At 62.4% G+C, this 26,075-nt stretch carries 20 protein-coding genes; 5 read left to right on the top strand and 15 right to left on the bottom strand.

Features of this window, described 5'->3' with window-relative positions; genetic code table 11:
* Positions 1 to 9: 9 nt before the first annotated feature.
* On the top strand, positions 10 to 603 hold the full coding sequence (locus BLR92_RS01395; protein WP_089724779.1) for a phosphoheptose isomerase: 594 nt from the start codon (positions 10 to 12) through the stop codon (positions 601 to 603).
* A gap of 5 nt (positions 604 to 608) precedes the next feature.
* A complete protein-coding gene (locus tag BLR92_RS01390; RefSeq protein ID WP_089724777.1) occupies positions 609 to 1,184 on the top strand; it encodes a BON domain-containing protein in 576 nt (191 codons plus the stop codon).
* Between the two features lie 119 nt (positions 1,185 to 1,303).
* Here BLR92_RS01390 and BLR92_RS01385 read toward each other — a convergent pair whose 3' ends face one another.
* Positions 1,304 to 3,115, bottom strand: a complete 1,812-nt coding sequence (locus tag BLR92_RS01385) for an acyl-CoA dehydrogenase C-terminal domain-containing protein (RefSeq protein ID WP_089724776.1) — start codon at positions 3,113 to 3,115, stop codon at positions 1,304 to 1,306.
* 387 nt (positions 3,116 to 3,502) lie between these two features.
* On the opposite strand from BLR92_RS01385, the gene BLR92_RS01380 reads away from it, so the two are divergent.
* Positions 3,503 to 4,699, top strand: a complete 1,197-nt coding sequence (locus BLR92_RS01380; RefSeq protein WP_089724774.1) for an IS4 family transposase — start codon at positions 3,503 to 3,505, stop codon at positions 4,697 to 4,699.
* A 98-nt stretch (positions 4,700 to 4,797) separates the two neighbouring features.
* Here BLR92_RS01380 and BLR92_RS01375 read toward each other — a convergent pair whose 3' ends face one another.
* The 3 genes from BLR92_RS01375 to BLR92_RS01365 form a co-directional block, all read right to left on the bottom strand.
* Positions 4,798 to 5,559, bottom strand: coding sequence for an SDR family NAD(P)-dependent oxidoreductase (locus tag BLR92_RS01375; RefSeq protein ID WP_089724772.1), 762 nt, complete (start codon positions 5,557 to 5,559; stop codon positions 4,798 to 4,800).
* A complete protein-coding gene (locus BLR92_RS01370; RefSeq protein WP_089724770.1) occupies positions 5,559 to 7,217 on the bottom strand; it encodes an AMP-binding protein in 1,659 nt (552 codons plus the stop codon). Before BLR92_RS01370 ends, BLR92_RS01375 begins: the two co-directional genes overlap by 1 nt.
* 171 nt (positions 7,218 to 7,388) lie before the next feature.
* Positions 7,389 to 7,979, bottom strand: a complete 591-nt coding sequence (locus tag BLR92_RS01365; RefSeq protein WP_089724769.1) for a TetR/AcrR family transcriptional regulator — start codon at positions 7,977 to 7,979, stop codon at positions 7,389 to 7,391.
* Positions 7,980 to 8,116: 137 nt separating this feature from the next.
* Here BLR92_RS01365 and BLR92_RS01360 point away from each other — a divergent pair, with 137 nt between their 5' ends.
* Complete coding sequence (locus tag BLR92_RS01360; protein ID WP_089724766.1) at positions 8,117 to 9,301, top strand: acetyl-CoA C-acyltransferase; 1,185 nt, start codon at positions 8,117 to 8,119, stop codon at positions 9,299 to 9,301.
* A gap of 7 nt (positions 9,302 to 9,308) precedes the next feature.
* On the opposite strand, the gene chrA is transcribed toward BLR92_RS01360, so the two are convergent.
* From chrA to BLR92_RS01330, 6 genes are all read right to left on the bottom strand, one after another.
* Positions 9,309 to 10,517, bottom strand: coding sequence for a chromate efflux transporter (gene chrA / locus BLR92_RS01355; protein ID WP_089724764.1), 1,209 nt, complete (start codon positions 10,515 to 10,517; stop codon positions 9,309 to 9,311).
* A 21-nt stretch (positions 10,518 to 10,538) separates the two neighbouring features.
* Positions 10,539 to 11,321: a phosphate ABC transporter ATP-binding protein PstB gene (gene pstB / locus BLR92_RS01350; RefSeq protein ID WP_089725934.1), complete on the bottom strand. Its 783-nt coding sequence runs from the start codon at positions 11,319 to 11,321 to the stop codon at positions 10,539 to 10,541.
* A 98-nt stretch (positions 11,322 to 11,419) separates the two neighbouring features.
* Complete coding sequence (gene pstA, locus BLR92_RS01345) at positions 11,420 to 12,586, bottom strand: phosphate ABC transporter permease PstA (protein ID WP_089724762.1); 1,167 nt, start codon at positions 12,584 to 12,586, stop codon at positions 11,420 to 11,422.
* Between the two features lie 23 nt (positions 12,587 to 12,609).
* Positions 12,610 to 13,866 (bottom strand): phosphate ABC transporter permease subunit PstC, encoded by a 1,257-nt coding sequence (gene pstC, locus BLR92_RS01340; protein ID WP_089724760.1) that lies wholly within the window; start codon positions 13,864 to 13,866, stop codon positions 12,610 to 12,612.
* A 234-nt stretch (positions 13,867 to 14,100) separates the two neighbouring features.
* Positions 14,101 to 15,114, bottom strand: coding sequence for a substrate-binding domain-containing protein (locus tag BLR92_RS01335; RefSeq protein WP_089724758.1), 1,014 nt, complete (start codon positions 15,112 to 15,114; stop codon positions 14,101 to 14,103).
* Between the two features lie 162 nt (positions 15,115 to 15,276).
* Positions 15,277 to 16,461, bottom strand: coding sequence for a Bcr/CflA family multidrug efflux MFS transporter (locus tag BLR92_RS01330; protein ID WP_089725932.1), 1,185 nt, complete (start codon positions 16,459 to 16,461; stop codon positions 15,277 to 15,279).
* 208 nt (positions 16,462 to 16,669) lie between these two features.
* On the opposite strand from BLR92_RS01330, the gene BLR92_RS01325 reads away from it, so the two are divergent.
* A complete protein-coding gene (locus tag BLR92_RS01325) occupies positions 16,670 to 18,346 on the top strand; it encodes a methyl-accepting chemotaxis protein (protein WP_089724756.1) in 1,677 nt (558 codons plus the stop codon).
* A gap of 91 nt (positions 18,347 to 18,437) precedes the next feature.
* On the opposite strand, the gene BLR92_RS01320 is transcribed toward BLR92_RS01325, so the two are convergent.
* The 5 genes from BLR92_RS01320 to hrpA are packed head-to-tail and all read right to left on the bottom strand — an operon-like array spanning position 18,438 to position 26,033.
* Positions 18,438 to 18,935: an STAS domain-containing protein gene (locus BLR92_RS01320; protein WP_089724755.1), complete on the bottom strand. Its 498-nt coding sequence runs from the start codon at positions 18,933 to 18,935 to the stop codon at positions 18,438 to 18,440.
* Positions 18,922 to 20,094: a PP2C family protein-serine/threonine phosphatase gene (locus BLR92_RS01315; protein ID WP_089725930.1), complete on the bottom strand. Its 1,173-nt coding sequence runs from the start codon at positions 20,092 to 20,094 to the stop codon at positions 18,922 to 18,924. Before BLR92_RS01315 ends, BLR92_RS01320 begins: the two co-directional genes overlap by 14 nt.
* Before the next feature lie 13 nt (positions 20,095 to 20,107).
* Positions 20,108 to 20,854 carry an MlaA family lipoprotein gene (locus BLR92_RS01310; RefSeq protein ID WP_089724753.1) on the bottom strand — a complete coding sequence of 249 codons (747 nt, stop codon included), beginning with the start codon at positions 20,852 to 20,854 and terminating at the stop codon, positions 20,108 to 20,110.
* On the bottom strand, positions 20,854 to 21,978 hold the full coding sequence (locus tag BLR92_RS01305) for a beta-ketoacyl-ACP synthase III (protein ID WP_089724751.1): 1,125 nt from the start codon (positions 21,976 to 21,978) through the stop codon (positions 20,854 to 20,856). The genes BLR92_RS01310 and BLR92_RS01305 overlap by 1 nt, the downstream gene beginning before the upstream one ends.
* 53 nt (positions 21,979 to 22,031) lie before the next feature.
* Positions 22,032 to 26,033 carry an ATP-dependent RNA helicase HrpA gene (hrpA, locus tag BLR92_RS01300; RefSeq protein WP_089724749.1) on the bottom strand — a complete coding sequence of 1,334 codons (4,002 nt, stop codon included), beginning with the start codon at positions 26,031 to 26,033 and terminating at the stop codon, positions 22,032 to 22,034.
* Between the last annotated feature and the right edge of the window lie 42 nt (positions 26,034 to 26,075).

Here is a 26,075-nt window from a genome sequence, read left to right as displayed (position 1 = left end):
GACATCAACATGGATTTTCAATCACGCATTCTCGGCCACTTCAACGACAGCATCGATACCAAGACCTATGCCAGCGAGGTATTGCCACCATTCATCGAAGTCGCCAGCCAGATGATGGTTCAATGTCTGATCAATGAAGGCAAGATTCTATGCTGCGGCAACGGCGGCAGCGCCGGCGATAGTCAGCATTTTTCCTCCGAACTGCTCAACCGCTTCGAGCGCGAACGCCCTAGCCTGCCGGCGCTGGCACTGACCACCGACACCTCGACACTGACTTCGATCGCCAACGATTACAGTTATAACGAGGTTTTTTCCAAGCAGATTCGCGCGCTTGGCCAACCCGGCGATATCCTGCTGGCGATCTCGACCAGTGGCAATTCGGCCAACGTGGTTCAGGCGATTCAGGCCGCTCACGACCGGGACATGGCGGTGGTCGCCCTGACCGGCCGTGACGGTGGCGACATGGTTTCGCTGCTCGGCCAGGACGATTGCGAAATCCGTGTTCCCGCGACGTCGACGGCACGCATTCAGGAAGTTCACCTGTTGGTGATTCACTGCCTGTGTGATCTGGTCGACGAACAACTTTTTGGCAGCAACGAGTGAGAGCAATGAAAAAAGGACTGTTTACCCCGGCCCTGTTGACCCTGGCATTGACCCTCGGTGGGTGTTCGGCCATCAACGAAATGAACACCCCGCCTTCGACCGGTGAAAACTATGGCACCCGCACCGTCGGCATGAAGGTCGAGGATGAAAGCATCGAGTCCAAGATCGAGTCCACCATGCAACGTACCGATGCCCGTCTGGGCGACGCGCGCATCGGCATCAACAGCTATAACGGTGTCGTTTTGCTGTTTGGCCAGGTACCTAGCCAGGAACTCAGGGACAAGGCCGGTGAGATCGCCCAGAATATCCGCCGAGTGCGCCAGGTACACAACGAACTGACGGTCGCGGCCAACCTGCCGATGGGGCAGCGCATGACCGACACCTGGCTGGAAACCCGGGCTCAAACCGAGCTGGCGACCAACAAAAGCATCGATTCGAGCCGTATCGAGGTCATCAGCGAGAACTCGACCGTCTATCTGATGGGCATCGTGACCCGCCAGGAAGCTCAACAGATCGTCAGCGTGGTTTCACAGATCGGCGGCATCCAGCGCATCGTCAAGGTCTTCGAATATCTCGATTGATAACGCCGAAATCGCTTGACGGCTATCGCAAGGAAAAACGGCGCAACAAAAAAGGCGGGTGATTCAGAATCACCCGCCGCCAAGAGGTCAGAGCGCCTGACCGAGAGAGAAGCGAAACGCTAGATTTCAAAACCCAGGCCAAAGTCCTCGGCGGACATGGCCATCAACGAAGCGCCACCGGCGCGAATCATCTGCGCATGACCCCGCGTGCGTGGTAACAAGCGCTGGAAGTAGAAGCGTGCGGTATCCTGTTTGGCGCGGTAGAAGGCGGACTCGCTCTCGCCGCTTGCCAATGCCTGCTGAGCGGTACCCGCTGCACGCGCCCAGAGATAGGCCAGGGTGACGTAGCCTGAATACAGCAGATAATCGACACTCGCCGCGCCGACCTCCTCACGATCCTCCATGGCCTTCATGCCCACGCTCATGGTCAGTTCGCCCCATTCGGCGTTGAGCTTGGCCAACGGCTCGACGAATTCCTTGAGTTCGGCGTTATCGGCCTGGGCCTGACAGAACTTGTGGATCTCCTTGGTGAAGACCTTGAGCGTCTCGCCCTGGCTCATCAGCACCTTGCGCCCCAGCAGATCGAGCGCCTGGATGCCCGTGGTGCCTTCGTAAAGCCGAGTGATGCGGGCATCGCGCACGAACTGCTCCATGCCCCACTCCTGAATGAAGCCATGCCCGCCGAACACCTGCACACCCTCGTTGGTGGCCTCGAACCCCAGTTCGGTGAGAAACGCCTTGACGATGGGTGTCAGCAATCCGAGCAGCGTCTCGGCACGCTCACGCTCGGCAGCGTCCTCGCCATGCTCGGTCACATCGACCAGTTGCGCGGTGTACATCACCAGCATGCGCCCGCCCTCGGCCAGCGCCTTCTGGGTCAGCAGCATGCGTCGCACATCGGGATGCACGATAATCGGGTCGGCCGGCTTGTCGGCAGCCTTGGGGCCGGATAGCGCACGCATCTGCAAGCGGTCGCGAGCATAAGCCAGCGAGTTCTGGAAACTCGCCTCCATCAAGCCCAAACCCTGGATACCCACGCCGATTCGCGCCACATTCATCATCGTGAACATGCACGCCAACCCCTTGTTGGGTGGCCCAATCAGGAAACCCTTGGCACCATCGAAGTTCATCACGCAGGTGGCGTTGCCGTGGATGCCCATCTTGTGTTCCAGCGAGCCGCAGGACACGCCGTTGCGCTCGCCGGGATTGCCATCGACATCGGGTAGGTACTTGGGCACCACGAACAAGGAAATCCCTCGCGAGCCCTCGGGCGCGTCGGGCAGCTTGGCCAATACCAGGTGCACGATGTTTTCGGCCAGGTCATGCTCGCCGGCGGAGATGAATATCTTGGTGCCGCTGATCGTATAGGCGCTGTCGTCGGTTGGCACAGCACGGGTCTTGATCAGGCCGAGATCGGTACCGCAATGCGGTTCGGTCAGGCACATGGTGCCGGTCCATACGCCCTCGACCAGCTTGGTCAGATAGGTGGCACGCTGCTCGTCGCTACCATGATGGCGCAGTGCATCGGCGGCGCCATGCGAAAGGCCCGGATACATGCCCCAGGCCAGATTGCTGGCGCAGATCATTTCGGACAGCGCCATGCCCAGCGACGCCGGCAGCCCCTGGCCGCCATGCTCGGGCTCGGCGGACAGGCTCGGCCAGCCACCCTCGACGTATTGGGCGTAGGCTGCCTTGAAACCCCGCGGCGCCTTGACCTCACCGCCCTCCAGCAAGCAACCCTCGCGATCGCCGCTCTGGTTGAGCGGCAGCAGCACCTCGCGGGCGAAACGACCGCCCTCCTCGAGAATCGCCGCGACCACATCCGGCGATGCGTCGTCGCCATTCGGCAAACGCGCATAATGGCCGGGATAGTCCAGCATTTCGTCCATCACGAAGCGCAGATCGCGCAGCGGGGCCTGGTAGTCGGGCATCTCGAACTCTCCTGAATGAGCCGTATTGAGCGGCGCTCGGCACCACTTCAAACATGTGTTTGAAAATTAGGCCAGAGAAGGAGTCGAGTCAAGCGTTCGTTTTAAATTGATGTGTCGAGAGCCGTTCGAAACGTCGTCGAGCGAAGATCAGAGCTAGGCCCGTTCCCTACGGGCCCACGCATTTCCCACATCCGTGTGGGTCACTAAGCAAAAATCAGCGCAAAGGCGGACTGGGCTCGCACTCGAGTTTACGAATGATAAATGAGCACTTTAAGCCTGACGGATCCCCAGGAAATAGATAAGAAAATCAGAATGATATGATTGAAAAGGCCTGCATGGGCCGGCATGTTGTAAGTCGCCAAACACACAATATGCCGAAGGAGACCCATGCAGGCCCCTCGATTCTTGCATACTCTGCTGACGTCATCACTCCCCCTGGTCCATGCCAAGCGCCTGCAGGCATTGCTCGATACCGTGGGGGCTCTGCTGGGGAAGCGCCGCCTGGGCTTGACCGCCCTGGGCCGTGCCTTGCCGGGTCCGGTGGCGGCCAAGCACACCATCAAGCGGGTCGACCGGCTGCTGGGCAATCATCATTTGCACCGCGAGCGGCCGCTGTTCTATTGGCTCATGGCCACCCTGCTGATCGGCCATACCACGCGGCCGCTGATTCTGGTGGACTGGTCACCGATCGATGACCGGGGACGGCATTTTCTACTGCGCGCCGCAGTGCCGTTCGCCGGGCGGTCGCTGCCGATCTTCGAGAAGGTCCACCACAAGGCCGGCTGTCCTCGCTGCGAAGCGTACCTGCTGGATGCCCTCGCCGAGGTGCTACCCGCCGGGGCCACGCCGATTCTGGTCACCGATGCCGGCTTTCGCAATCGCTGGTTCCGGGCGGTCGAGGCGCGCGGCTGGCACTACGTCGGCCGGGTCCGCTGTCCGACCCGCTACCAGGCACCCGGGCAGGCGTGGCAGCCCGTTGCCGCCCTTTTCCCGCAGGCCACCGCCAGCCCGCAGCCACTCGGCACCGTGCGGATCGCCGAAAGCAACCCCCTCACCACCCGGATGGTGCTCTACCATCGGCCGCCACAGGGGCGCAAGCATCGCAACAAGCGCGGGCAGGTCTCTCAGGACAGCGGCAGCCGGCAGATCGCCCGGCGGCAGAAGGACCCCTGGGTGCTGGTCAGCAACCTGGAGGACCGGGCCACGCTGGCGGACAAGCTGGTGGCCATCTACCGACAGCGCATGCAGATCGAAGAAGGGTTTCGCGACGTCAAGAGCCCCCAGTTCGGGTTGGGGTTCGGCATGCACCGCTCTCGGCAGGGCAAGCGCATCGAGATCCTGCTGCTGATCGCCATGCTGGCGAATGTGGCCGTGATGGGGGCCGGCCTGCATGTCCGAGCCAGCGGGCAACAGCGGCGCTACCAGAGCAACAGTATCCGGCACCGGAATGTGCTCTCCGTGTGGCGGTTGGGCCTGGAATGGCTTCGGCGTCATCGTCTTGGTGCTGCCCCCTGGCCCGCCTGGAAAATGCTTCAAGCGAGCCTTTGCGAGGAGGTCAGGGAGCAGGCCTTATGCGACACGTAGCACAAAATTCGTGGGGATTCGTCAGACTTTAAGCTGATTTTTAACACCGCATGCTCGATTGTAAAAAGACGAGCACAGACAACAGGTGCGAACGGCTCTTATTGCATGCGGATACCGCCATCGAGCCGTATCACCTCGCCATTGAGCATCGCGTTGGTAACGATCTGCTCGGCGAGCGCGGCATACTCCGCGGGGCGCCCCAGGCGCTTGGGAAACGGTACCGCCGCCGACAGAGCGGCCACCGCGTCGTCGGGAATGCCACCCATCATCGGCGTCTCGAAGACACCCGGCGCGATGGTCATCACACGGATGCCGTGACGCGAAAGTTCGCGCGCCAGCGGTAGCGTCATACCGGCGACACCGGCCTTGGAGGCGCTGTAGGCGGCCTGCCCGATTTGACCATCGAAGGCCGCGATCGAGGCGGTATCGACGATCACCCCGCGCTCGCCGTCACTGCCCTGAGGGGTATTCTTGATCATCGCCGCTGCGGCCAAGCGCAGCACGTTGAAGGTGCCGATAAGGTTGATCTCGATGGTACGGCGGAAGGCATCGAGATCGGCGGGATTGCCCTCGCGATCGAGCAACTTGGCGACACTGACCACCCCGGCGCAATGCACCACGCCATGCAATCCGCCGCTATCCACGGCGCGGCTAACCGCCGCCTGGATGTCGTCGGCATCGGTGATATCGCCGCGGCACGCCACGGCGGCATCGCCCAGTCGCGAAGCCTGTGCCTCGATCGCCTCGCTCAAATCGCACAGCACCACGTTGGCGCCACCGGCCACCAGACGCTCGGCGGTCGCCGCCCCCAACCCCGAGGCGGCTCCGGTAATCAGAAAAGTACGGTCCTGCAGTTGCATCAGGGTGTCTCCGTTTCGCCAGCGGCCTGGGCGCGCAACTTGAAGCGCTGAATCTTGCCGCTGGGGGTCTTGGGAAGGGTTTCGACGAATTCGATTTCGCGCGGGTAGGCGTGTGAGGACAAACGTTCGCGCACGCGCTGGCGAATCTCCTCGGCGAGGGTTTCATCCGGTTCGTAGCCATCGCGCAATACCACATACGACTTGATGACCTCGCCACGAATCTCGTCGGGCTTGCCCACCGCCGCCGACTCGGCGACCGCCGGATGCGTCATCACGGTATTCTCGACATCGGTCGGCCCGACGCGATAACCGGCGGTGGTGATGATGTCATCGTTGCGCCCGGCGAAGCAGAAGCTGCCATCGGCCTCGCGGACGACCACATCGCCGGTCAGGTAGTAGCCATTAGCGAAGGGTTCCTTTTCCTGCCAGGTGTAGCCGGTGAAGAAATGTACCGGCGAGGCGGCGATATCCACGCCCAGCACGCCGGGTTCGCCATCGGGAAGTTCGTTGTATTCGGCATCGAGAACGGCGAGGCGGTAGCCCGGCATGGGCACGCCCATGCCACCGGCGGGTTTGACGTGCTCGAGCGCATGATGGTTGCAGCAGGTCATGCCGGTTTCGGTCTGACCGTAATGATCCATTACCGAACAGCCCAGCGCGCGCTCGACCCAACCGACCACTTCGGTATTCAGCGGCTCGCCGGCGGAACTGGCCGCGCGCAGCGACAGTCGTTCGGCGGCAGCGTCGAACAGGCCCGACGCCTTCATTAGCCGATAGGCGGTCGGCGCGGCGGCGAAGTTGGTGATCTGGTGGCGAACCATGAAGTCCAGCGCGCCCTGGGCGGCGAAGGCCGATTCGCAGAAATAGGTCGTCGCGCCCAGCAACAGCGGCCCGGTAATCGCGTAATACAGGCCATACGCCCAACCCGGGTCGGCCATGTTCCAGAACAGATCGTCGCCACGCAGATCGATGGCCAACTCCATGTACAGCGCGAAGGCCGGCAACGCGGCCAACGGTACCGCCACGCCCTTGGGTTTGCCCACGGTGCCCGAGGTAAACATCTGCAGGAATGCCGCCTGCGGATCGAGACGTGGCGCTGGCGTCTCGATCGGCGCATGTCCGGCTGCCGAAGCCCAGTCGGCATCGTCGCGGTGTTCATCGCCGCCACCGCCGACGCAGAGCACCGGCGGGCATTGGCTCAGGCCATCGAACTTGTGCCGGTTGGCACGATCGGTAATCAACAATCGCGCGTCGGCCCGCGCCAGACGAAAATCCACGGCGTCGGGACCGAAGGCGGTGAATAGCGGCTGGTAGACGGCGCCGATGCGCCAGGTCGCCAGCACCGCGATCATCAACTCGGGCGTGCGTGGCAGCATGCAGGCGATGCGGTCGCCCGTGCCCAGCCCCTGTTCCCGGAACCAGCCGGCCAAGCGCGCGCTGGCGGCTTCCAGATCGGCATAACTAAGTCGCGTCACGCGGCCCTCGCCGTCTTCATGCACCAGCGCTATGCGTTCACCGTTGCCGCTGCGCAGATGACGACCGCAGCAGGCCTCGAAGGCATTCAATCGCCCATCTCGATGATCGTCGAGCCGAGCCAGCACCTGTTCCAGCGAGAAATCGGCCAGATACGTCGAGTAATCCTGGGGCATTGTTGTCATTGTCCGCCTCCTTCTTTTCGTTAACGTAAACGTCAAGAGCACTACAAAAAAGTGAGCCGCTCACAGCAGCTCGATTAACCCTAGACATTGACCGCAGCCGATACAAGGCACCCCAACCGAGACAATGGTCGCAACCTGAACCTGGCCCAAGCATGCGACATCAAGCCGTATTCAAGGGCTCTCGGCCGCCTCGGGCGGGGTAATCATGGCAACCAACTCCTTGGCCAGCGCCTCGGGCGAGCGCGGCCCATCGGGGTCGTACCAGCGCACCGTCCAGTTCAGCGCGCCCAACACGAAGCGGCGCACCAGAAACTTATCGCCGCGAATCAACCCGGCTTCCAGTGCCTCGTCAATGACCTGTTGCCACAGTGCCTCGTAGGCATCGCGCAGATGCACCAGATGCGCTCGAGAATCACCATCCAGACGCCGCCATTCATAGAGAGCGACCACATGCGCATTGCGATCGGTGAGCAGCGTTTCGAGGTGAGCCCTGGCCATGGCATCGAGCCGCGCCTGGGGCGAGCAGCCCGCTTCGGCCAGGGCGGTGCGGGCGATCGACAGGGCGTTGTGCATGCCCTCCTCGATCACCGCGCAAAGAATTTCCTGCTTGTCGCGGAAGTGATGGAACAGACTCCCCGACTTGATGTTCATTTCCAGCGCCAACATGCGCACCGTGGTGCGATCGAACCCTTCGTCGACGAACAGACGCGCGGCGACACGGATCAATTCCTTGCGGCGAGGTGACACGTTCACTACAGTCATCGCATTAACACTAGCGCTTGCTTGGTTTTAGTCGAGCAAACCACAGCCCTCATCCGTGGTCAATGAAGTATCTCGACCAAGCGCCCGGTGCAAATTTCAGCCTAGGCTTTCTTACAACAACTTCTCAGGAGTTCGTCATGCCGTCTTCCGATGTTGTCATTCTTTCCGGCGCGCGCACGCCGATGGGCGCCATGCTTGGCAGCCTGTCGAGCCTCACCGCGCCCGAGTTGTGCGCCGTCGCCATTCGCGCCGCGATCGAACGCGCCGGTATCGCCGCCGACGAGCTCGATGAGGGCATCCTCGGCTGCGTGTTGCCCGGCGGCGTGAAACAGGGACCTGGCCGTCAGGCCATGCGCCAGGCCGGCATTCCCGATGGCATCGGCGCCACGACCATCAATAAGCTATGTGGTTCGGGCATGAAGGCGACCATGCTCGCGCATGACCTGATCCGCGCCGGTAGCGGCGAGTTGCTGCTGGCCGGTGGCATGGAATCGATGTCCAACGCCCCGCACATACTGACCAAGGCACGCAGCGGCTATCGCCTCGGTCACGGCGAACTCAAGGATCACATGTTCTACGATGGCCTCGAGGACGCCGAAACCGGCAAGCTAATGGGTGCCTTCGCGCAGCAGATCGCCGGCGAGCGCGGCTATTCCCGCGAGCGCATGGACGATTTCGCCATCGCCTCACTGGAGCGGGCCATGACCGCTCACGAGAAAGGTGATCTGGCTGGCGAAATGGCTCCGGTAAGCGTAAAAACCCACCAGGGCGAGCAACTCGTCGATCGTGATGAGCAGCCGTTTGCGGCGCGGCTCGACAAGATTCGCACGCTACGCCCGGCCTTTTCCAAGGACGGTACCATCACCGCCGCCAATGCCAGCTCGATCTCCGATGGTGCTTCGGCGCTGGTCGTGGCAAGTCGCGCCGCGGCCGATGCGCATGGCATCAAACCGGTGGCACGCATTCTCGGTCACAGCACGCATTCACAGCATCCCAGCGAATTCACCATCGCCCCGGTCGGTGCCATCGGCAAACTGCTGGATCGCCTCGACTGGACGGTCGACGACGTCGACCTGTTCGAGATCAACGAGGCCTTTGCCGTGGTCACCTTGATGGCCATGGACGACCACGCCATTCCCCACGACAAGGTCAACGTGTTCGGCGGCGCCTGCGCCCAGGGGCATCCGGTCGGCTCCACCGGCTCGCGAATCATCGTCACCCTGCTCAATGCGCTGCGCCAGCGCGGCGGCAAACGCGGCATCGCCAGCCTGTGCATCGGTGGCGGCGAGGCCACCGCGATTGCCGTCGAATTGCTGGATTAGGAGGTATTCACAGGGAAGCGACAACGACACTGCCAATCACGGTGGTCACCACCACCAGCCAGGGCGGCAGCTTCCAGACCACAAGCAACGTGAAAGCCACCAGTGCGATGGCGAAATCGACCGGCGCCAGCACGGCGCCGGTCCAGACCGGATCGTAAAGGGCCGCCGCCAGTATACCCACCACGGCGGCATTGGTGCCGGCCATGATCGCCTGCGCCCTTGGGCGCTGGCGTAGCCGATCCCAGAACGGCAGCATACCCATCAGTAGCAGCATGCCCGGCAGGAAGATCGCCACCAGCGCAACGCAAGCGCCAATCAGGCCATTACCTATCGGCGCGGCCACCGCACCCAAGTACGCCGCAAAGGTAAACAACGGCCCGGGCACGGCCTGCGCCGCGCCGTAGCCGGCCAGAAAGGCATTTTGCGAAACCCAGCCGGGATCGACCACGCTGGCTTCCAATAACGGCAGCACGACATGGCCGCCACCGAAGACCAGCGCGCCGGCCTGATAGAATGCCTCGAAAAGCGCCAGTCCTGGCGCCTGCCAAAGCGTTAACGCAAGCGGCAAGCCAAACAGCAGAAAAAGAAACAACCCCAGCGCAACTACTCCGGCACGAGGCGACAATCCAAAGTGAAGACGATTCGCCGAGGGCGCCTGTATCCGCCGGCATCCCACCCACCCAGCGAGCGCCCCCACGACGATGGCGGCAATCTGTCCCAACGACGATGAAATGAAGGTCACGATCAATACCGCGACAATGGCAATCGCCGCGCGCCGGCGATCCGGGCAAAGGTTACGTGCCATGCCCCATACCGCCTGCGCGACAACCGCCACAGCGACCAGCTTCAGGCCATGAATGACGCTCTGGCCCAGCGGCCCGGCGAAGGCATCGGCACCGTAGGCAAAAAGCACCAGCAACAGTGCCGAAGGCAGCGTGAAAGCCAGCCAGGCCAACAGCGCGCCACCCAGCCCGCCACGTAACAGCCCCATCGCGAAGCCCACCTGACTGCTCGCCGGGCCGGGAAGAAACTGACAAAGCGCGACGAGATCGGCATAACCGGCTTCATCGATCCAGCGCCGCCGAGTCACCAGTTCATCGCGAAAGTAGCCCAGGTGCGCAATCGGGCCACCGAATGACGTCACGCCGAGCTTGAGAAACGCCAGGAACACTTCGCCGGGCGTGCCGTCACGATGCGACCTGTTTAGCTTGGGCATGGGCACCACCTTAGTCGGGCGCTAGCCATAACGCCCGGTAATGTAATCTTCGGCCTTCTTGGTGTGCGGGTTGGAAAACATCATGCGTGTGTCGTTGTACTCGATTAGCTCGCCAAGATGGAAAAACGCCGTGTAGTCGGCCACGCGCGCGGCCTGCTGCATATTGTGGGTCACCGTGACGATGGTGAACTGCTGTTTGAGCTTGTCCATCAGGTCTTCGATGGTCGCCGTGGAGATCGGGTCCAGCGCCGAGGTCGGCTCGTCCATCAGGATCACATCGGGCTTGACGGCAATCGCACGGGCGATACACAGGCGTTGTTGCTGACCGCCGGACAGCGAAGTACCGGGCTCCTGCAGCTTGTCCTTGACCTCGTTCCACAGCCCCGCGTCGCGTAGCGCGCGCTCGACCAGTTCGTCCTGATCGGCCCGACGGCTGACCAAGTCGTGCATGCGCGGTGCGTAAGCGATGTTCTCATAGATCGACTTGGGAAACGGGTTGGGCTTCTGGAACACCATGCCAACCCGGCGACGCAGCGCCACCTCGTCCATGCGCGACTCGTTGACGTCGCGGCCATCCATTTCCACCAGCCCTTCGATGCGCACGCTCTTGATCAGATCGTTCATGCGATTGAGGCAGCGCAAGAACGTCGACTTGCCACAGCCGGAAGGCCCAATCAGCGCAGTGACGTTCTTCTGGTAGATATCGATGTTGATGTTCTTCAGGGCCTGGTTGTGTCCGTACCACAAGTTCAGGTCACGCACGCGCACGCTCAAGTCGTGATTGGCGTTCTCGTTGCGGCTTATCGGCCGACCGGGCTCGCGAGCGAGTTGCGGCGAGACATTGATGGCAGGCTGGGATAACTGTTCGTTGACCATGGTCGTGTCCTGTCAGGGTCGCCGGCCTACCAGCGACGTTCGAATTTCTTGCGCAGCCAGACGGCACTGGCATTGAGCGTAATCAACACGGCGAGCAGCACCAGGATGCCGCCGGCAGTCTTCTCGACGAAGGCACGATCCGGCTCGGAGGCCCAAGTGAATATCTGCGCCGGCATGACTGTCGCGGCGTCGGTGAACGATGCCGATATGTCGGGAATGAAGGCCACCATGCCGACGATGATCAGCGGCGCGGTCTCGCCCATGGCCTGAGCCAGGCCAATGATCGAACCGGTCAGAATGCCCGGCAGCGACAGCGGCAAAACGTGATCCTTCACCACCTGCCAGCGCGAGCAACCGACGGCGAAGGCTGCCTGGCGGATGCTGTCGGGCACGCTGCGTAGCGCCGTGCGGGTGGCGATGATGATGACCGGCAAGGTGCCCAATGCCAGGGTCAAGCCACCCACCAGCGGCGACGAACGCGGTACGCCGAAAAAGTTGATGTATATCGCCAGACCCAGCAGACCGAACAGAATCGAAGGCACGGCGGCGAGATTGTTGATGTTGATCTCGATGATCTGGGTGAGGCGATTGTCGGGCGCGAATTCCTCCAGATAGATGGCGGTCATCACGCCGACCGGGAAACTCGCCAGCATGGTCACGATCATCGTCAATACCGTGCCCAACGCCGCGGCGGCGATGCCCGCATACTCCGGGAGCTTGGAGTCACCATTGGTGAAGAAGAACGTGTTGAACATAAGCTCGGCACGCCCCTGCTCCGCCAGACGCTCGACCGTCGCCCGTTCGCTGGCGCCAAGGCTCGAGTGGTGGCCCTTGAGATACTGATCCACCTGAGCGTCGGCCAACACCCACTGCATGGGCGAGGTGCCCAGAAGCTGGGGGTTGTCTTCCATGCGTCCCGGGATCAAGCGCAGGAATCCGCGACTGACCAGGCTGCGAACGTCTTCCTCCAAGGCTGCCAGCGGTATCTCACTGGCCTGCTCGCTATAGCTCACTTCGACCTTGATCTGGGCCTGCTGAAACGCCGGCAGCCCCTTGATCAGCATGTCGGTAATAAACACCACCAGGAAGGCCGCCGCGAGAATCAGCGCCCCCATGGATAGCCACTTCAGGCGCGCCGACTTACGGTGCCGACGCTTCAACTGAGCGGTGATTTCGTCAAAGGATTGGCTCATGGGTGGTTATGACCTCTCCCGTGTCACAGGTTATTGGCGCGATATTTTTCGCGGAAGCGACGGATCATGATCACCGACACCATGTTCAGCGTCAGCGTCACCGCGAACAGCACCAGGCCGAGCGCGAAGGCCGACAGCGTCTCGGCGCTCTCGAACTCCTGGTCGCCGGTCAACGCGGCGACGATGCGCACTGTCACGGTGGTCATGTCTTCCAGCGGATTGGCGGTCAGGTTGGGGCGCATGCCCGCCGCCATGACCACGATCATGGTCTCGCCGAGCGCCCGCGACACCGCCAGCAACGAAGCCGAGATGATCCCCGGCGCCGCCGCCGGCAACACCACGTTCTTGATCGTCTCGCTCTTGGTCATGCCCAGCGCCAGCGAACCTTCGCGCATGCTATCGGGCACCGCATTGATCACGTCATCGGACAACGACGAGATGAACGGGATGATCATGATGCCCATGACGATGCCGGGGGCGAGCGCGTTGTTGAACGACGCATCGAGACCCACCAGCGCGGCCAGATCGACGATGAGCGGCGCCACGGTAATCGCGGCGAAGAAGCCGTAGACCACGGTGGGAATCCCCGCCAACACCTCGAGCACCGGCTTGGCCAGGGTGCGCACATGCGCTGGCGCGAACTCAGCCATGTAGATGGCCGACATCAAACCCACCGGGATCGCCACCAGCATGGCGATCAGCGTAATGATGAAGGTGCCGACGAACAGCGGCACCGAGCCGAACTGGGCGCCACCCTCGCCTGCCTCGGCGCGTCCCGCGGAAACCAGAAAACTGTTGCCCGGCGCCCAGGTCGTGCCGGTAATGAAGTCCCAGAAACTTTGCATCTGGAAGAAGCGGATCGCCTCGAAGAGGATCGAGAACAAGATGCCGAAGGTGGTCAGAATCGACACCATCGCCGCGGCCGCCAACAATAGCCGAATCACCCGCTCGATGGCCTGGCGGGCATGAAACTCGGGGCGTACCTGCATCAACCCGACCACCAGGCCCAGGGCCGCGATCACCAGGCTGGCGGCAAGCAGATAAGCGGTGGGTATCTCGGCGCCCAACAGCAGCATCACAAAGGCGCCCAACGCGCCTACCAGTATCGCCGGGCCTGCCGTGGCCAGCACTGAAAACCATGCGTACTGGTTGGGTTGTGCGTACATGGCCATGCCACCGGCACGCACGCGCGAGGCCTTGGCGCGCGCCATGAAGAAGGCGGCCAACCCCAGCACCAGCAGCACGATGCAGAACAGCAAAAGGATCAGGTTGGTTTGCATAACGTCTCTCGGGATAAGCACCAGCCCAGAGAGGGTGTTTACAAAAATCGCGAGCGACGGTCGAGCAAGGCGAAATCAGCCGAAAAAGCGCAGTTTACTGGAGTAAATGAGCATTTTGAGACTGGTTTCAACACAGCATGGCCGAGCGCAGCAATTTGTAGTCATCCTCTGAACGGGCTGTCATGCAAACGGGCCGATAGCAGGGCTACCGGCCTCGTCAAGGTAATGTCACGCTTACTGAAGATCGGAAAGCTCGAGCTTCTCGTGGTTCTTGACGGCTTCACGCTGTGCCGCGCGCATCTCTTCCGGCAGGGGAATCAGGCCCAGCCCCTTGAGATAGCCCATCGGACCGATCATCTTCTCGCTCATGAACAGGTTGGCATATTCATACATCGGCGGAACTTCTTCGGCGTGCTGATTCTTCACGTAGAAGAACAGCGAACGCGACACCGGGTACTCGCCGGAGCTGATGGCCTCGGGTTCGGGTTCGACGCCGCCGATGCTGGCACCGGACAGGGTGTCGGCATTCTCTTCCAGGAAGGAGTAGCCGAAGATACCGAAGGCATCGGTATTCTCCGACAGGCGCTGAACGATCAGGTTGTCGTTTTCACCCGCTGCAACGAACGCGCCATCGGTACGAATATCGGTGTAGGCTTCGCCGCCATACGCTTCCATCTCCTCTGAAGCGGCTTCCATCACCAACTCCCCGAAGGCATCGCGGGTACCGGAAGTCGTCGGCGGGCCGTAGACGATGATTTCGCGCTCCGGCAGCGACGGATCGATCTCGCTCCACATCGTGTAGGGGTTGGCGACCAATTCGCCATCGACCGGAACCTGGGCGGCCAGCGCCAGGAAGATCTGCTCGAGAGTCAAATCGACCGGCTCGTTGGTGCTGGATTGGGCGAAGGCGATACCGTCATAACCGATCATGGCCTCGGTAATATCGGTCACGCCGTTTTCCATGCAACGCTCGAACTCCGAGACCTTCATGCGACGCGAGGCGTTGGTGATGTCCGGCGTGTCTTCACCAACGCCGTTGCAGAACAGCTTCATGCCGCCACCCGAGCCGGTGGACTCGATGATCGGGGTGGGGAAGTCGGTGGTCGCACCGAACTCCTCGGCAACGTAGCTGGCAAAGGGATACACGGTGCTGGAACCGACGATACGAACCTGCTCACGCGCCTGGGCGACACCAGTCACGCCGATCACAGCGGCAGCGATAGCAGCTGTTTTGAGGATACGGTTCATGCGGTAACTCCTGTTTATGAGAGTGATCAACCTGCGCGAGACACAAGATGCCCAACGAAGATGACAGCTTCATGACAAGAGAAAATCGCTAGAAGGGAACGACCGGCGCAAGGCCATGCTCGACACGAGCGACGCCGAGGCACATGACCGTACGTGCCCGTATCAACCGCGCAGCGCCACCCCCGCGAGCAGGCGCACGCCGATATTACCCAACACCGCGGCACCCAGCATGGTCAGGATTATCGGCCAGGCGCTGGGAATCTCGAAAGCCCCCACCAGTACACCGGCCAGCGCCCCGCAAGTGAACTGTACGCTGCCCATGAAGGCGGTAGCGGTCGCGCTCATGTGCGGAAAATGATCGAGCATCGACGACATCGCGTTGGGGCTGATCAACCCCTGCATGCCGACGAACACCACCATCAATAGCGCCACGACGTAGAGCGATTCCAGGCCGAGCGCGAAAACCGCGACCAATGCCAGCCCGGCGGCCAGTTGGATACCCAATCCCCATAGCAGATTGCGCTGCGGCGCACGAAACCTCAGCAACCGGATATTCAGCCGGTTGGAGCCCGCCATGACGATGATATTGGCGCCGAAGACGAACGGATACGCCGCCGGCGACAGTCCGAAATACTCCATGTACAGAAACGGCGAACCGGTAATAAAGGCGAACATGCCGGCGAACGACATCGCCACCGCGCAGATATAGCCCATCGCCTCGCGGTTTCGCATCACAGCGCGATAGTTACCGAGCACCTGGCGAAAGCTTGGCGCATTGGGGTCGCGACCGTGCGTCTCGGGAAGATAGCGACTGAGTAGCCACAGCAAGAACGCGGCATAGACCGCGAGGAAGGCGAAGATCAACCACCAGCCGGCAAGATACAGCAGCAGGCTACCCAGCGCCGGCGCGACCAACGGCGCCAGCAGCAGGATCATCACCATGGTCGACAGCACCTTGGCCGCTTCACGCCCGCTGAAGCAGTCGCGCACGATCGCCGCCGAATTGACCACCGAGGCCCCGCCACCCAGGGCCTGAATGAAACGCAGCGCCCACAGCGCTTCGAGAGACTCGACCTGGGTGATCGCCAGGCTGGCGAGCAGGAACACGCTGATTCCGGCAAACAGCACCGGGCGACGCCCCAAGCGGTCGGAAAGCGGGCCGAACACCAGTTGGCCGAAGGCGAAGCCGAACAGGAACACGCTGATCGACAGCTCGGTATGATGCACGCTCGCGCCAATCGACTCCGCCAGCGCGGGAATCGCCGGCAGATAGGCATCGATGGCAAACGGCGCCAGGGCGGTATTGGCCGCCACCAGGAGTGCGACACGTCGGGAGTCGAGTTTCAGATCAGCCTCCTTGCAAAACGATCGGCGGGATTGGCAAATAAAGTAGGGTGCTAATGATAGCAAGATTAGCGATAAATGATCCCCTTCGTCACCCCACCATCCAAAACTGCAATAAACCCCCGTCAAAATCATCGTGATCGGTAATCGAGTGCAGCGCCGCTGCCTTGCATGAGTCGCTGCCACGCTGAATGAAAACGCAGGGGGAATAATGAAAACATTCGATAACCTGACCGTCAGAGTCAGCTGGACACTGGTATTGGCAATCTTCAGCTTGCTGGTTCTTGGCGTGGGGACGCTGGGGCTCTACGCCAACCATTACGGCCGACAAGCGTTTGGCTCGCTCAATCAAATCAACGTCGAGCAGAGCGCGGCGCTGAACCGCGCCTATATCGACATGTTGCGCTCGCAAGTGGCGATGGACCGCGCGGCCGAACTGATTCGCGTGCCCTCCTTCGATGCCCCGGGACCGGTCATCGAACGCGCCGAGGCGCTCATGCGCAATGCCGATCTGGCGTTCGCCGACTTTCTCGCCGCGCCGTCGCAACCAACACAGGCCGATGCCATCGAAGCACTGAAGCAACGCTTCCAATCACTGCTGAATACCGGCTTGGCATTGCAACTGATGGTTCTCGAGGAAGGCGACATTGCCGGTTATCGCTCGGGACGGGCACGCGTCAGCGCGATGAGCCAGGCATTCATGGACAGCGCCGACGACTTTTTCACGGCGTCCAGGGCCAGCGGCCTTGATCTCGCGCGCACCTTCGATAGCGTCGGTCACTGGCTAAACCTGACGATTGGCGCCGCGCTAGTGATCTCGCTGGCCATGGTCGGCCTCGTGCTGTGGGGCGTCACCGTCAATGTCATTCGCCCGCTGCGACGCATCGTCGGCCACTTCGAGCGCATGGGAGAGGGGGATCTCTCGGCGCCTATCGAGCAACGCGGGCGCAACGAAATCGGCCAACTATTCGCCGGGTTGGCCAGCATGCAGCAAAGCCTGGCCGCCACCGTGGGTAGCGTGCGCACCAGCAGCCGGACGATTCACGGTGGGGCACAGCAGATCGCTCATGGCAATGGCGAGTTGTCGACTCGCACCGAACAGCAGGCGGCCTCACTCGAACAGACCGCCGCGAGCATGGAGCAACTGACCTCGACGGTGGCCCAGAATGCCGACAGCGCGCGCCAGGCCAGTCAGTTGGCGGCCGGCGCCTCGCGCACCGCACAGCAAGGTGGCGACCTCGTCACCCAGGTCATCGCCACCATGCACGATATCGACAGCAGTTCGCGCCAGGTCGCCGAGATCGTCGGCATGATCGATGCCATCGCTTTTCAGACCAATATTCTCGCGCTCAACGCATCGGTCGAAGCGGCGCGCGCTGGCGAGCAGGGTCGTGGCTTCGCGGTGGTCGCCGGTGAGGTGCGTTCATTGGCCGGGCGCAGCGCCGCGGCGGCACGGCAGATCCGCGAGTTGATCGATGCCTCCGGCCAACGCATCGCAGCGGGCAGCGCCTTGGTCGACAAGACCGGTGACGCCATGACCGGCATCGTCGGCGAAGTACAGCGAGTCACCGCGCTGATGGAAGATATCGCGGCGGCCTCGGGCGAACAGAGCCAGGGCATTCACCAGATCAATCAGGCGATCGCCCAGATGGATCGGATGACCCAGCAGAACACCGTCCTGGTCCAGCAAGCCGCCATCGCCTCGCATGCCCTGGAAGACGCCGCCACGGCCCTGCGTGATGGCGTCGCCCGCTTTCATCTCGCCAGCGAGACATCCACCGAGGAAGAGGCCGTGACTCATGCAGCACTACCGCCAACGGACTCCCAACCACTCTATGAGTGGCAACCGCCGACGCTGACCGATGACACGCGGGTGGCTTGTGCCTGACGCCTTGCCCGGACGCGTCTGACCAACGCAGGCACCCGGCTCATCCGAGCCGGGTGCGATTCATTCGTGGGGGTGCGTATCACGAGACCGATTAACGGTGTTGTTGAGCCTCGAGCAGCTCTACCAGCGGCTGGAATTCCTCGCGATTGTGCTCGTTCATGCGCATCAGGATGCGGTGCGCCTCGAGTATGCGCTCCTCGATACCCTGAACGTCGGTCTCGACCTGCGGCAACTCGGCAAGCTCGTCGGGCTCGGTGAGCGGCGCGCGAACTAGCGTGAAATAGCGTGAAAACCCCATCACGTCGAGCATGCGCCGTACATCGGGATGATCGGCCACGATGGTTGGCGGGTGTTCCAGCCGCCCCTGAACCGCCATGGCCACCTTGGCCAGAAAGCCCAGCGCGGTCGAATCGACGTTGGTCGCCTCGCGCAGATCGACGATCACCGTTTTGAGCCCCGGTGTATCGGCGAGGCGCTGTGCCTCGTTGTCGAGCGTGGCGCACAGGGTGAGACGCACATCACCGCATAATTTGAGCACGAACACGCCGGCATCGTAGGCCGCCTTGAGTCGTCCCTCATGCGTTATCATGGTCGAATCCGCTCAGCATCATGATGGTCAGATCATCCGGAAGCTCTTCCCGCTCCACCGCGTTATCGCTGCCCTCGTCCATGGCCAGACTGACACGCAACGCCGCCACGTCGGGACATGCCCCGACGTGGCGTCTTAATTCCTTGAGCCGAGCATCCAGCGTTTCACCCGGCAAGCACTCCAATACCCCATCGGAACACAGCCACAATCGGAAGTTCTCCGGTAACGCCATAGCGTAGCTCGGGTAGCTCACCTGTGGAAACAGACCGACCGGCATGCCTTCGCCTTCCAGTACCGTGATCCGATCCGCGCAGGCCAGCATCGGCATGGGCAGTTGAGCGCCCAGCGAATAGTGAAGATAGTCGCGCTGATGGTCAATGACACCCACGAACAGGGTGGCATGCTTGCCGATCCCGGTATCGAGCAGCTCGCGATTGAGCTGGACCAGCCAGCGTGCCGCCAACGTCTCGGGCTCCTTGCCGTCCCACTCGTTCAGCCAGCGATTGCACAGATACTTGAGCAGCACGGTAACGAACGCCGACGACGCGCCGTGGCCGGAAACGTCGGCGAAGTAAAATACGCTGTAGCGTTCGTTATAGCGCAGGTAATCGAGGAAATCGCCGGAAAGGTACAGCGACGGCGCCAGCCAATAATCGCAGCCGACGCCGTTGATGGTAAGCGGCTGCGGCGGCAGCATCTTGCGCTGGATATGCCCGCCGGTCTGCTGGTCCAGGCGCAGCATCGCCAGATGCGTCTCGAGATTCTCGTTGAGCTCCGCCAGACGCGCACGATCGCTGGCATGCTCCTCGGCGAGGCGTTGGTGTTCCAACGACCGGCCGATCAGCCGCCGCAGCACGGCGCCATGCGTCAGCGGTTCGACCAGATAATCGACCAGGCCGGCATCGACGGCCTTGAGCAGATCATCGTCGAAACGCGACTCGGTAACGACCACGGTCGGCAGGCGTCTTGACAGCGACGGCCAGTCGCGGCTGGGCACGGCACGGACATGAGCGACGATCAGCGCCGTTTCCGGCGGCAGGTCATCGACATTCTCGACGGCGGAGACGGCGAAATGCCCCCTGGCAATGGTTTTCGCCAGGGCGTCACGCTCGGCTCCGGGCAGGTCGAGCAGACCGATCAGATTTTGCGGGCTAGCCATGATGGCATGGATCTCACTCGGCGAAATCGCCGTCATCAATATCGAAATCGAACTCGCCGCTGGCAAACGGGTCCGCGCCCGTCTCGCCGTCGTTGACCATGAATTGCCGTCGCTGCAAATAGGTATCGCGCAGGAAGATGTAACGATCGCCACGAATCAGCTTTTCCTGGTCGAGGAAACTGGCGCGCAAATCGACCAACTCGAGAAAGCGCAGGCCCCAGCGCGTGGTATCGTCCTCGACGTAAGTCACCGGGTCGGTGTACATGTCGGCCGGTATCGCACCGGCATGGCGCAGCGTACGGCCACCCAGCAGCGGCAACACCACGTAGGGCCCGGAATCGACGCCCCACACCGCCAGGGTCTGACCGAAATCCTCCTTGTTCACGGTCAATCCCATGCGCGTCGCCGGGTCGAGCAGCCCAGCCACCCCGAGGGTGCTGTTGACCAGGAAACGCCCCGTCGAGACGCCGGCATTGTTCCATTTCCACTGAAGTACGCTGTTGATCGTCGTACGGATTTCGCCGAGGTTGGAAAAGAAGTTGCCGACCCCAGTCTGTACCGGCTCGGGCGTGATGAAATCGTAGCCCTGCGCCGCCGGTTTCAGCGCATAGCGATCGATCACGTCGTTGAACGCATACACCCGCCGGTTGAAGCCTTCCCACGGGTCCACGGGATTGGCGGCCTGTTGTGACTGGCTTGCGCAGCCACCCAACATCGCGCCCGCCAATATACCCACCATCCACTTGCCCATCGTTTTCATCAGTTCACCCTGCGCAGAATCACACTGCCGGCACTGTAGCCGGCGCCAAACGAACACACCACCCCCAACGCACCCGTGGTCAAGTCATCGCGATGCAAGTGAAAGGCAATGATCGAGCCCGCCGAGCTGGTGTTGGCATAGCGGTCGAGAATCACCGGCGCCTGCTCCGGGGTCGGGTCGAAACCGAGCACTCGCCGGGCGATCATGTCGTTCATATGACGATTGGCCTGATGCAGCCACAGGCGTGTCAGATCGCCGCCGGCGAGTTCGAGCGAGGCAAGGTGATCGCCTATCAATTGCGCAACCATCGGGCAGACTTCCTTGAAGACGCGTCGACCTTCCTGGATGAACAGCTTGTCAGCGGCCTGCGGGTCGCTGTCGGTGACCCGGTTGAGAAAACCGGCATTGTTGCGAATGGCGTTGGAATAACGCGTCACCAGGCGCGTGCCGAGAATCTCGAAACGCGACTCGGCACTCGCCAGCTTGTCGGCCTCGATGACGATGGCGGTACAGGCATCACCGAAGATGAAGTGACTGTCGCGATCGCGGAAGTTGAGGTGCGCCGAGCAGATTTCCGGACTGACGACCAACACCCGCTGGGCGTTACCCGAGCGGACCGCGTTAGCCGCCGTTTCGATGGCGAACGTCGCCGAGCTACAGGCGACGTTCATGTCGAAGGCGTAACCGCCCGCGCCAAGCAGCGCCTGTAACTCCACTGCCACCGCCGGATAGGGCCGCTCGAGATTGGAACAGGCAACGATCACCAGGTCGATGTCGCTGGCCGCTACCCTTGCCCGTTCGAGCGCTTCGCGCGCGGCGATCATGCCCATTTCGGCTTGAATCGAAGGTTCGTCATTGGCGCGCCGGGGCAAGCGTGGGCGCATGCGCTCGGGGTCGAGAATACCCTCGGCATCGAGGACGTAACGGCTCTCGATGCCCGAGGCCTTGACGATGAACTCGCTGCTCGAATGCGCCAGCGGTTCACGCTCGCCACGCGCAATGGCATCGGCATGGCGGGTATTTTCCGCGTCGACCCAGGCATTGAACGACGCCACCAGTGCGGCGTTGTCGATGGCGTGCTCCGGCGTGTACAGGCCCGTGCCGGTAATCACGGCTTGTGTCATGACGTTCTCCTCACGGTGGCAAAGCGCCACCTGACTGATCCCTTGTCGTCGCTTCAGCGCCCGGTAATCTCCGCCCAGCGCCGCTCCAAGCGCTTGGCGGAAACCGGCATCAGCGTGCCCAACTGCTGGGCGAACAGCGATACCCGAAACTCTTCCAGCCACCAGCCGAACTCGATCAGGCGAGGGTCTTCCCAGCCATTATGTCGTTCGGCCTGGCGACGCTTGGCCAGGCGTGTCTCGAAATCCTGGACCTCCTGCATCAACATCTGGTCGCGCATGCGCTCGCGTGGAGCTTTCTCCAGGCGGATTCTCGCAGCCTCCATATAACGAGGATACTCCGCCAGCCACTCCCCCGCCTCGCTGATGAAGCCAGGGTGAACCAGGCGTTGCATCTGGGCCTTGATATCACTGTATACCAGCGCCAACGCCAGGCTGAGGTTGCCTTTCAACGCCTGGGTCACAGCCAGGTGTCCCTCGAGCGACTTGTGCAACGTAGGCACCAACGATTCGCCGTAGGGCACCAGTTCGCTACGCCGTTCATTCAACCGTTCGTTCAGCGCCTCGCGTGAGCGCGGCAGCGGGTCGACGGCGATCTCGTGCAGGAACGCCGCAGCGATCAGGTCGTCGAGCAACTGCGGCTTGCTGCCCACCTTGGTGAACAGCAGCGCGCAGCGATCCAACCCCTTGAGCTGGCGGAGCGCCTTGACCTGATCCGGCAGGCGCTGCATGGCCAAACGCTTGATGCCATGACGATGCGCCTCGCGGGCCTTGTCCGGATGATCGAACAACTCGACTGCCAGGCCCTGCTCGACGCCCTTTGCCGCGCCTTGCTCGATCAACGCGGGATAGGCCTCGACGCGAATCCCCGCCTGGGTGGTGGTGCGCGACTCGGCCAGCGGCGTTTCGGGTAGATCGTCGAGCTTGCGCGCCACGCCGGCGGATTCGCTCAGCGCCTGGGCACCGGCGCTGGCCGCCGCCGCAAAACGCCGTTCCAGCGCCACCGGGTCGCGGCCCTGCCCCAACACCTCGCCGGCATGATCGACCACCTTCAGATTCATACGCAGGTGCGGCTCGAGCAGATCCTCGCGCCAGTCATCGGGCGACAGCCGCAGGCCGGTCTTGATGCGCAGGAACTCACCCAGCGCCTCGCCGAGCGGCACATCATCGGGCGCCAGCACGTCGAGCGCGGCGTCGACCCAATCGGGTATCGGCACCACCTGACGACGCACCGACTTGGGTAGCGCCTTGAGCAGCGCGATGCACTTCTCGCGCAGCAGCCCCGGCACCAGCCATTCGAGGCGCTGGCGCGGCAGTTGCGAAAGCATCGCCGCCGGCACGGTCAATGTCACCCCATCGTCCTCGGCTCCCGGCGCGAAATGATAGCTCAGCGGATAGCGAACGCCATTCAGGGTCAACGCGTCCGGATATTGCGCCTCGCTGACATCCTCGGCCTCGCGCGCCATTAGCGTGGCCTTGTCGAGTTTCAAGACATCCGGCTCGTCACGTTCGACCCGGCGACGCCAGTGCTCGAACCCCTTGCCATTGACTATGTCGCTCGGCAAGCGCTGATCGTAGAAATCGAACAGTGTTTCTTCATCAACCAGAATATCGCGCTTCCGCGCTCGATCTTCAAGGTTTTCGACCTCATCGATCAGTGCGCGATTGTGCGTGAAGAACGCGGCCTTCGTACGGTATTCGCCCTCGACCAGCGCGCGGCGGATGAATATCTCGCGCGCCTCGGCCGGCGCGATTGGCCCGTAGTGCACCTTGCGCCGCGCGACGATCGGCAATCCAAACAGCGTAACCTGCTCGAAGGCGACCACCTGGGCGCGTTTCATTTCCCAATGCGGCTCGCTGTAGGTGCGCTTGGTGAGATGCGAGGCCAACGGTTCGATCCATTCCGGCTGAATGCGCGCCACCTGGCGGGCAAACAACCGCGAGGTTTCGACCAACTCCCCGGCCATGATCCATTTCGGCGTTTTTTTCGCCATCCCCGAACCAGGATGAATCATGAACTTGCGATTGCGCGCTCCCAGATACTCGCGATTCTCGATGAATTGCCCCAGGTTCGACAGCAGGCCGGTCAGCAGTGCCTGGTGCAGCCGTGCTTGCTGCAAACGCCGCGCCTCGCGCGCCGCTTCGTCGTCGGCTTCGGAGGGCTGACCACTCGACGACGGCGCAACGATTTCCATATCGCGCAGCAACTGGCGAAGCTGGCGGTAGGTATCGTGCCACTCGCGCAGGCGCAGGTAATTGAGATAGTTCTCGCGACACCAGCGCCGTAGCTGGTTGCCCGAGCGTTCGTCGCGCGCCGCCTCGAAGCCCGCCCAAAGATTGAGCCAGGCGACGAAATCGGAATCCGGGTCGTCCCAGCGCTTGTGGGCCTGGTCGGCGGCCTGGCGCTTGTCCGCCGGACGCTCGCGAGGGTCCTGCACCGATAGCGCGCTGACCACGATCAGCACCTCGCGCAGGCACTCCCGCTCGGCGCCGGCCAACACCATGCGCGCCAGGCGCGGGTCGATGGGTAGCTTGGCCAAGCGCCGCCCATTGGTGGTCAGGCGATTGCCCTCGTCCACCGCGCCGAGTTCGAACAGCAGCCGAAAGCCGTCCTTGATGAAGCGTGAATCCGGCGCGTCGACGAACGGGAAGGCCTCGATATTGCCCAGCTTCAGCGACAGCATCGACAGGATCACCGAGGCCAGGTTGGTGCGCTGAATCTCCGGCTCGGTGTACTCGGGGCGGGCGAGAAAATCCTCTTCGCTGTACAAACGCAGGCATACGCCTTCGGCAATACGCCCGCAGCGGCCCTTACGCTGATCGGCACTGGCCTGGCTGACCGGCTCGATGGGCAGGCGCTGGATCTTGGCGCGATAACTGTAGCGGCTGATACGCACCAGCCCCGGGTCGATCACGTAGCGAATGCCGGGCACCGTCAGCGACGTCTCGGCGACATTGGTCGACAGCACGATGCGCCGCCCGGCGTGCGACTGGAACACCCGGTTCTGCTCGGCATTCGACAGCCGCGCGTAGAGCGGCAGAATCTCGGTACTCTTGAGATTGGCGTGGCGCAGGGTATCGGCGGTCTCGCGAATCTCGCGCTCGCCGGGCAGGAACACCAGGATATCGCGCGGTCCGCTGTACCAGCGCTTGTCGCGCTCGATGGCCTCGATCTCTTCCACCGCGTGCAGGATGCCCTCCTGTAGCGTGCGGTCCTCCTCGTCGTCGGCGTCGCGCAGCAGTGGTCGATAACGCACCTCGACCGGAAAGGTTCGCCCCGAGACCTGCACCACTGGCGCGGGCCTATCATCCATCGCGAAATGCGCGGCGAAGCGCTCCACGTCGATGGTCGCCGAGGTAATGATGACCTTGAGATCGCGGCGTCGCCCGACGAGGCGCTTGAGATAGCCGAGCAGGAAATCGATATTGAGGCTACGCTCGTGAGCCTCGTCGATGATGATCGCTTCGTAGCGCTCGAGGTCCGGGTCGTGCTGGGTCTCGGCCAGCAGAATGCCGTCGGTCATCAGCTTGACCAGGGTGCGCTGGTTGGTCTGATCGCTGAAACGCACCTGATAGCCGACCTGCTCGCCCAGCGGCACCTCGAGCTCCTCGGCGAGCCTTGTCGCCACCGAGCGCGCCGCCAGGCGGCGTGGCTGGGTATGGCCGATCAGCCCGCGTCGACCCAGGCCAAGTTCGAGGCACAGCTTGGGTAGTTGAGTGGTCTTGCCCGAGCCGGTCTCGCCGGCGACCACCACCACCTGATGCTCGCGCAGCGCGGCGAGAATGTCCTCGCGTCTCTCGGCGACCGGCAGTTGCTCGGGGTAACGCAGCGTGACCGATAATTGCCGCCGCGCTTCTAGCTGGGCCTGTGAACTTGCCAGACGCGCATCGATATTGCGCAGTGCCCGGTCGATTGGCTGGCCGTCACGCGCGCGTGGTTGCAAACGCTCCAGGCGACGGCGCTGATCGCGAGCATCGCGCAACAGACAATCGTCGAGCCGCGCCAGGCGTGCATCGAGTTCCTTCAAGGCTTGGGTCGGCTGAACGGTGGCGCTCAATGAATCCTCGCTGACTTGCGTAAAAAAACTGCCCGCCGGAAT

Origin of the sequence: Modicisalibacter muralis (assembly GCF_900102945.1) — a bacterium.
Taxonomy (GTDB): Bacteria; Pseudomonadota; Gammaproteobacteria; order Pseudomonadales; family Halomonadaceae; genus Modicisalibacter; species Modicisalibacter muralis.
The sequence above is the reverse complement of the archived record's forward strand: the minus strand, read 5'-3'. Positions and strand labels throughout refer to the sequence as shown.

Coding starts and splice junctions, on each gene's coding strand:
- BLR92_RS01395 (WP_089724779.1), top strand. CDS start 10: ATGGATTTTCAATCACGCATTCTCGGCCACTTCAACGACAGCATCGAT.
- BLR92_RS01390 (WP_089724777.1), top strand. CDS start 609: ATGAAAAAAGGACTGTTTACCCCGGCCCTGTTGACCCTGGCATTGACC.
- BLR92_RS01385 (WP_089724776.1), bottom strand. CDS start 3,115: ATGCCCGACTACCAGGCCCCGCTGCGCGATCTGCGCTTCGTGATGGAC.
- BLR92_RS01380 (WP_089724774.1), top strand. CDS start 3,503: ATGCAGGCCCCTCGATTCTTGCATACTCTGCTGACGTCATCACTCCCC.
- BLR92_RS01375 (WP_089724772.1), bottom strand. CDS start 5,559: ATGCAACTGCAGGACCGTACTTTTCTGATTACCGGAGCCGCCTCGGGG.
- BLR92_RS01370 (WP_089724770.1), bottom strand. CDS start 7,217: ATGACAACAATGCCCCAGGATTACTCGACGTATCTGGCCGATTTCTCG.
- BLR92_RS01365 (WP_089724769.1), bottom strand. CDS start 7,979: ATGACTGTAGTGAACGTGTCACCTCGCCGCAAGGAATTGATCCGTGTC.
- BLR92_RS01360 (WP_089724766.1), top strand. CDS start 8,117: ATGCCGTCTTCCGATGTTGTCATTCTTTCCGGCGCGCGCACGCCGATG.
- chrA (WP_089724764.1), bottom strand. CDS start 10,517: ATGCCCAAGCTAAACAGGTCGCATCGTGACGGCACGCCCGGCGAAGTG.
- pstA (WP_089724762.1), bottom strand. CDS start 12,586: ATGAGCCAATCCTTTGACGAAATCACCGCTCAGTTGAAGCGTCGGCAC.
- pstC (WP_089724760.1), bottom strand. CDS start 13,866: ATGCAAACCAACCTGATCCTTTTGCTGTTCTGCATCGTGCTGCTGGTG.
- BLR92_RS01335 (WP_089724758.1), bottom strand. CDS start 15,114: ATGAACCGTATCCTCAAAACAGCTGCTATCGCTGCCGCTGTGATCGGC.
- BLR92_RS01325 (WP_089724756.1), top strand. CDS start 16,670: ATGAAAACATTCGATAACCTGACCGTCAGAGTCAGCTGGACACTGGTA.
- BLR92_RS01320 (WP_089724755.1), bottom strand. CDS start 18,935: ATGATAACGCATGAGGGACGACTCAAGGCGGCCTACGATGCCGGCGTG.
- BLR92_RS01315 (WP_089725930.1), bottom strand. CDS start 20,094: ATGGCTAGCCCGCAAAATCTGATCGGTCTGCTCGACCTGCCCGGAGCC.
- BLR92_RS01310 (WP_089724753.1), bottom strand. CDS start 20,854: ATGAAAACGATGGGCAAGTGGATGGTGGGTATATTGGCGGGCGCGATG.
- BLR92_RS01305 (WP_089724751.1), bottom strand. CDS start 21,978: ATGACACAAGCCGTGATTACCGGCACGGGCCTGTACACGCCGGAGCAC.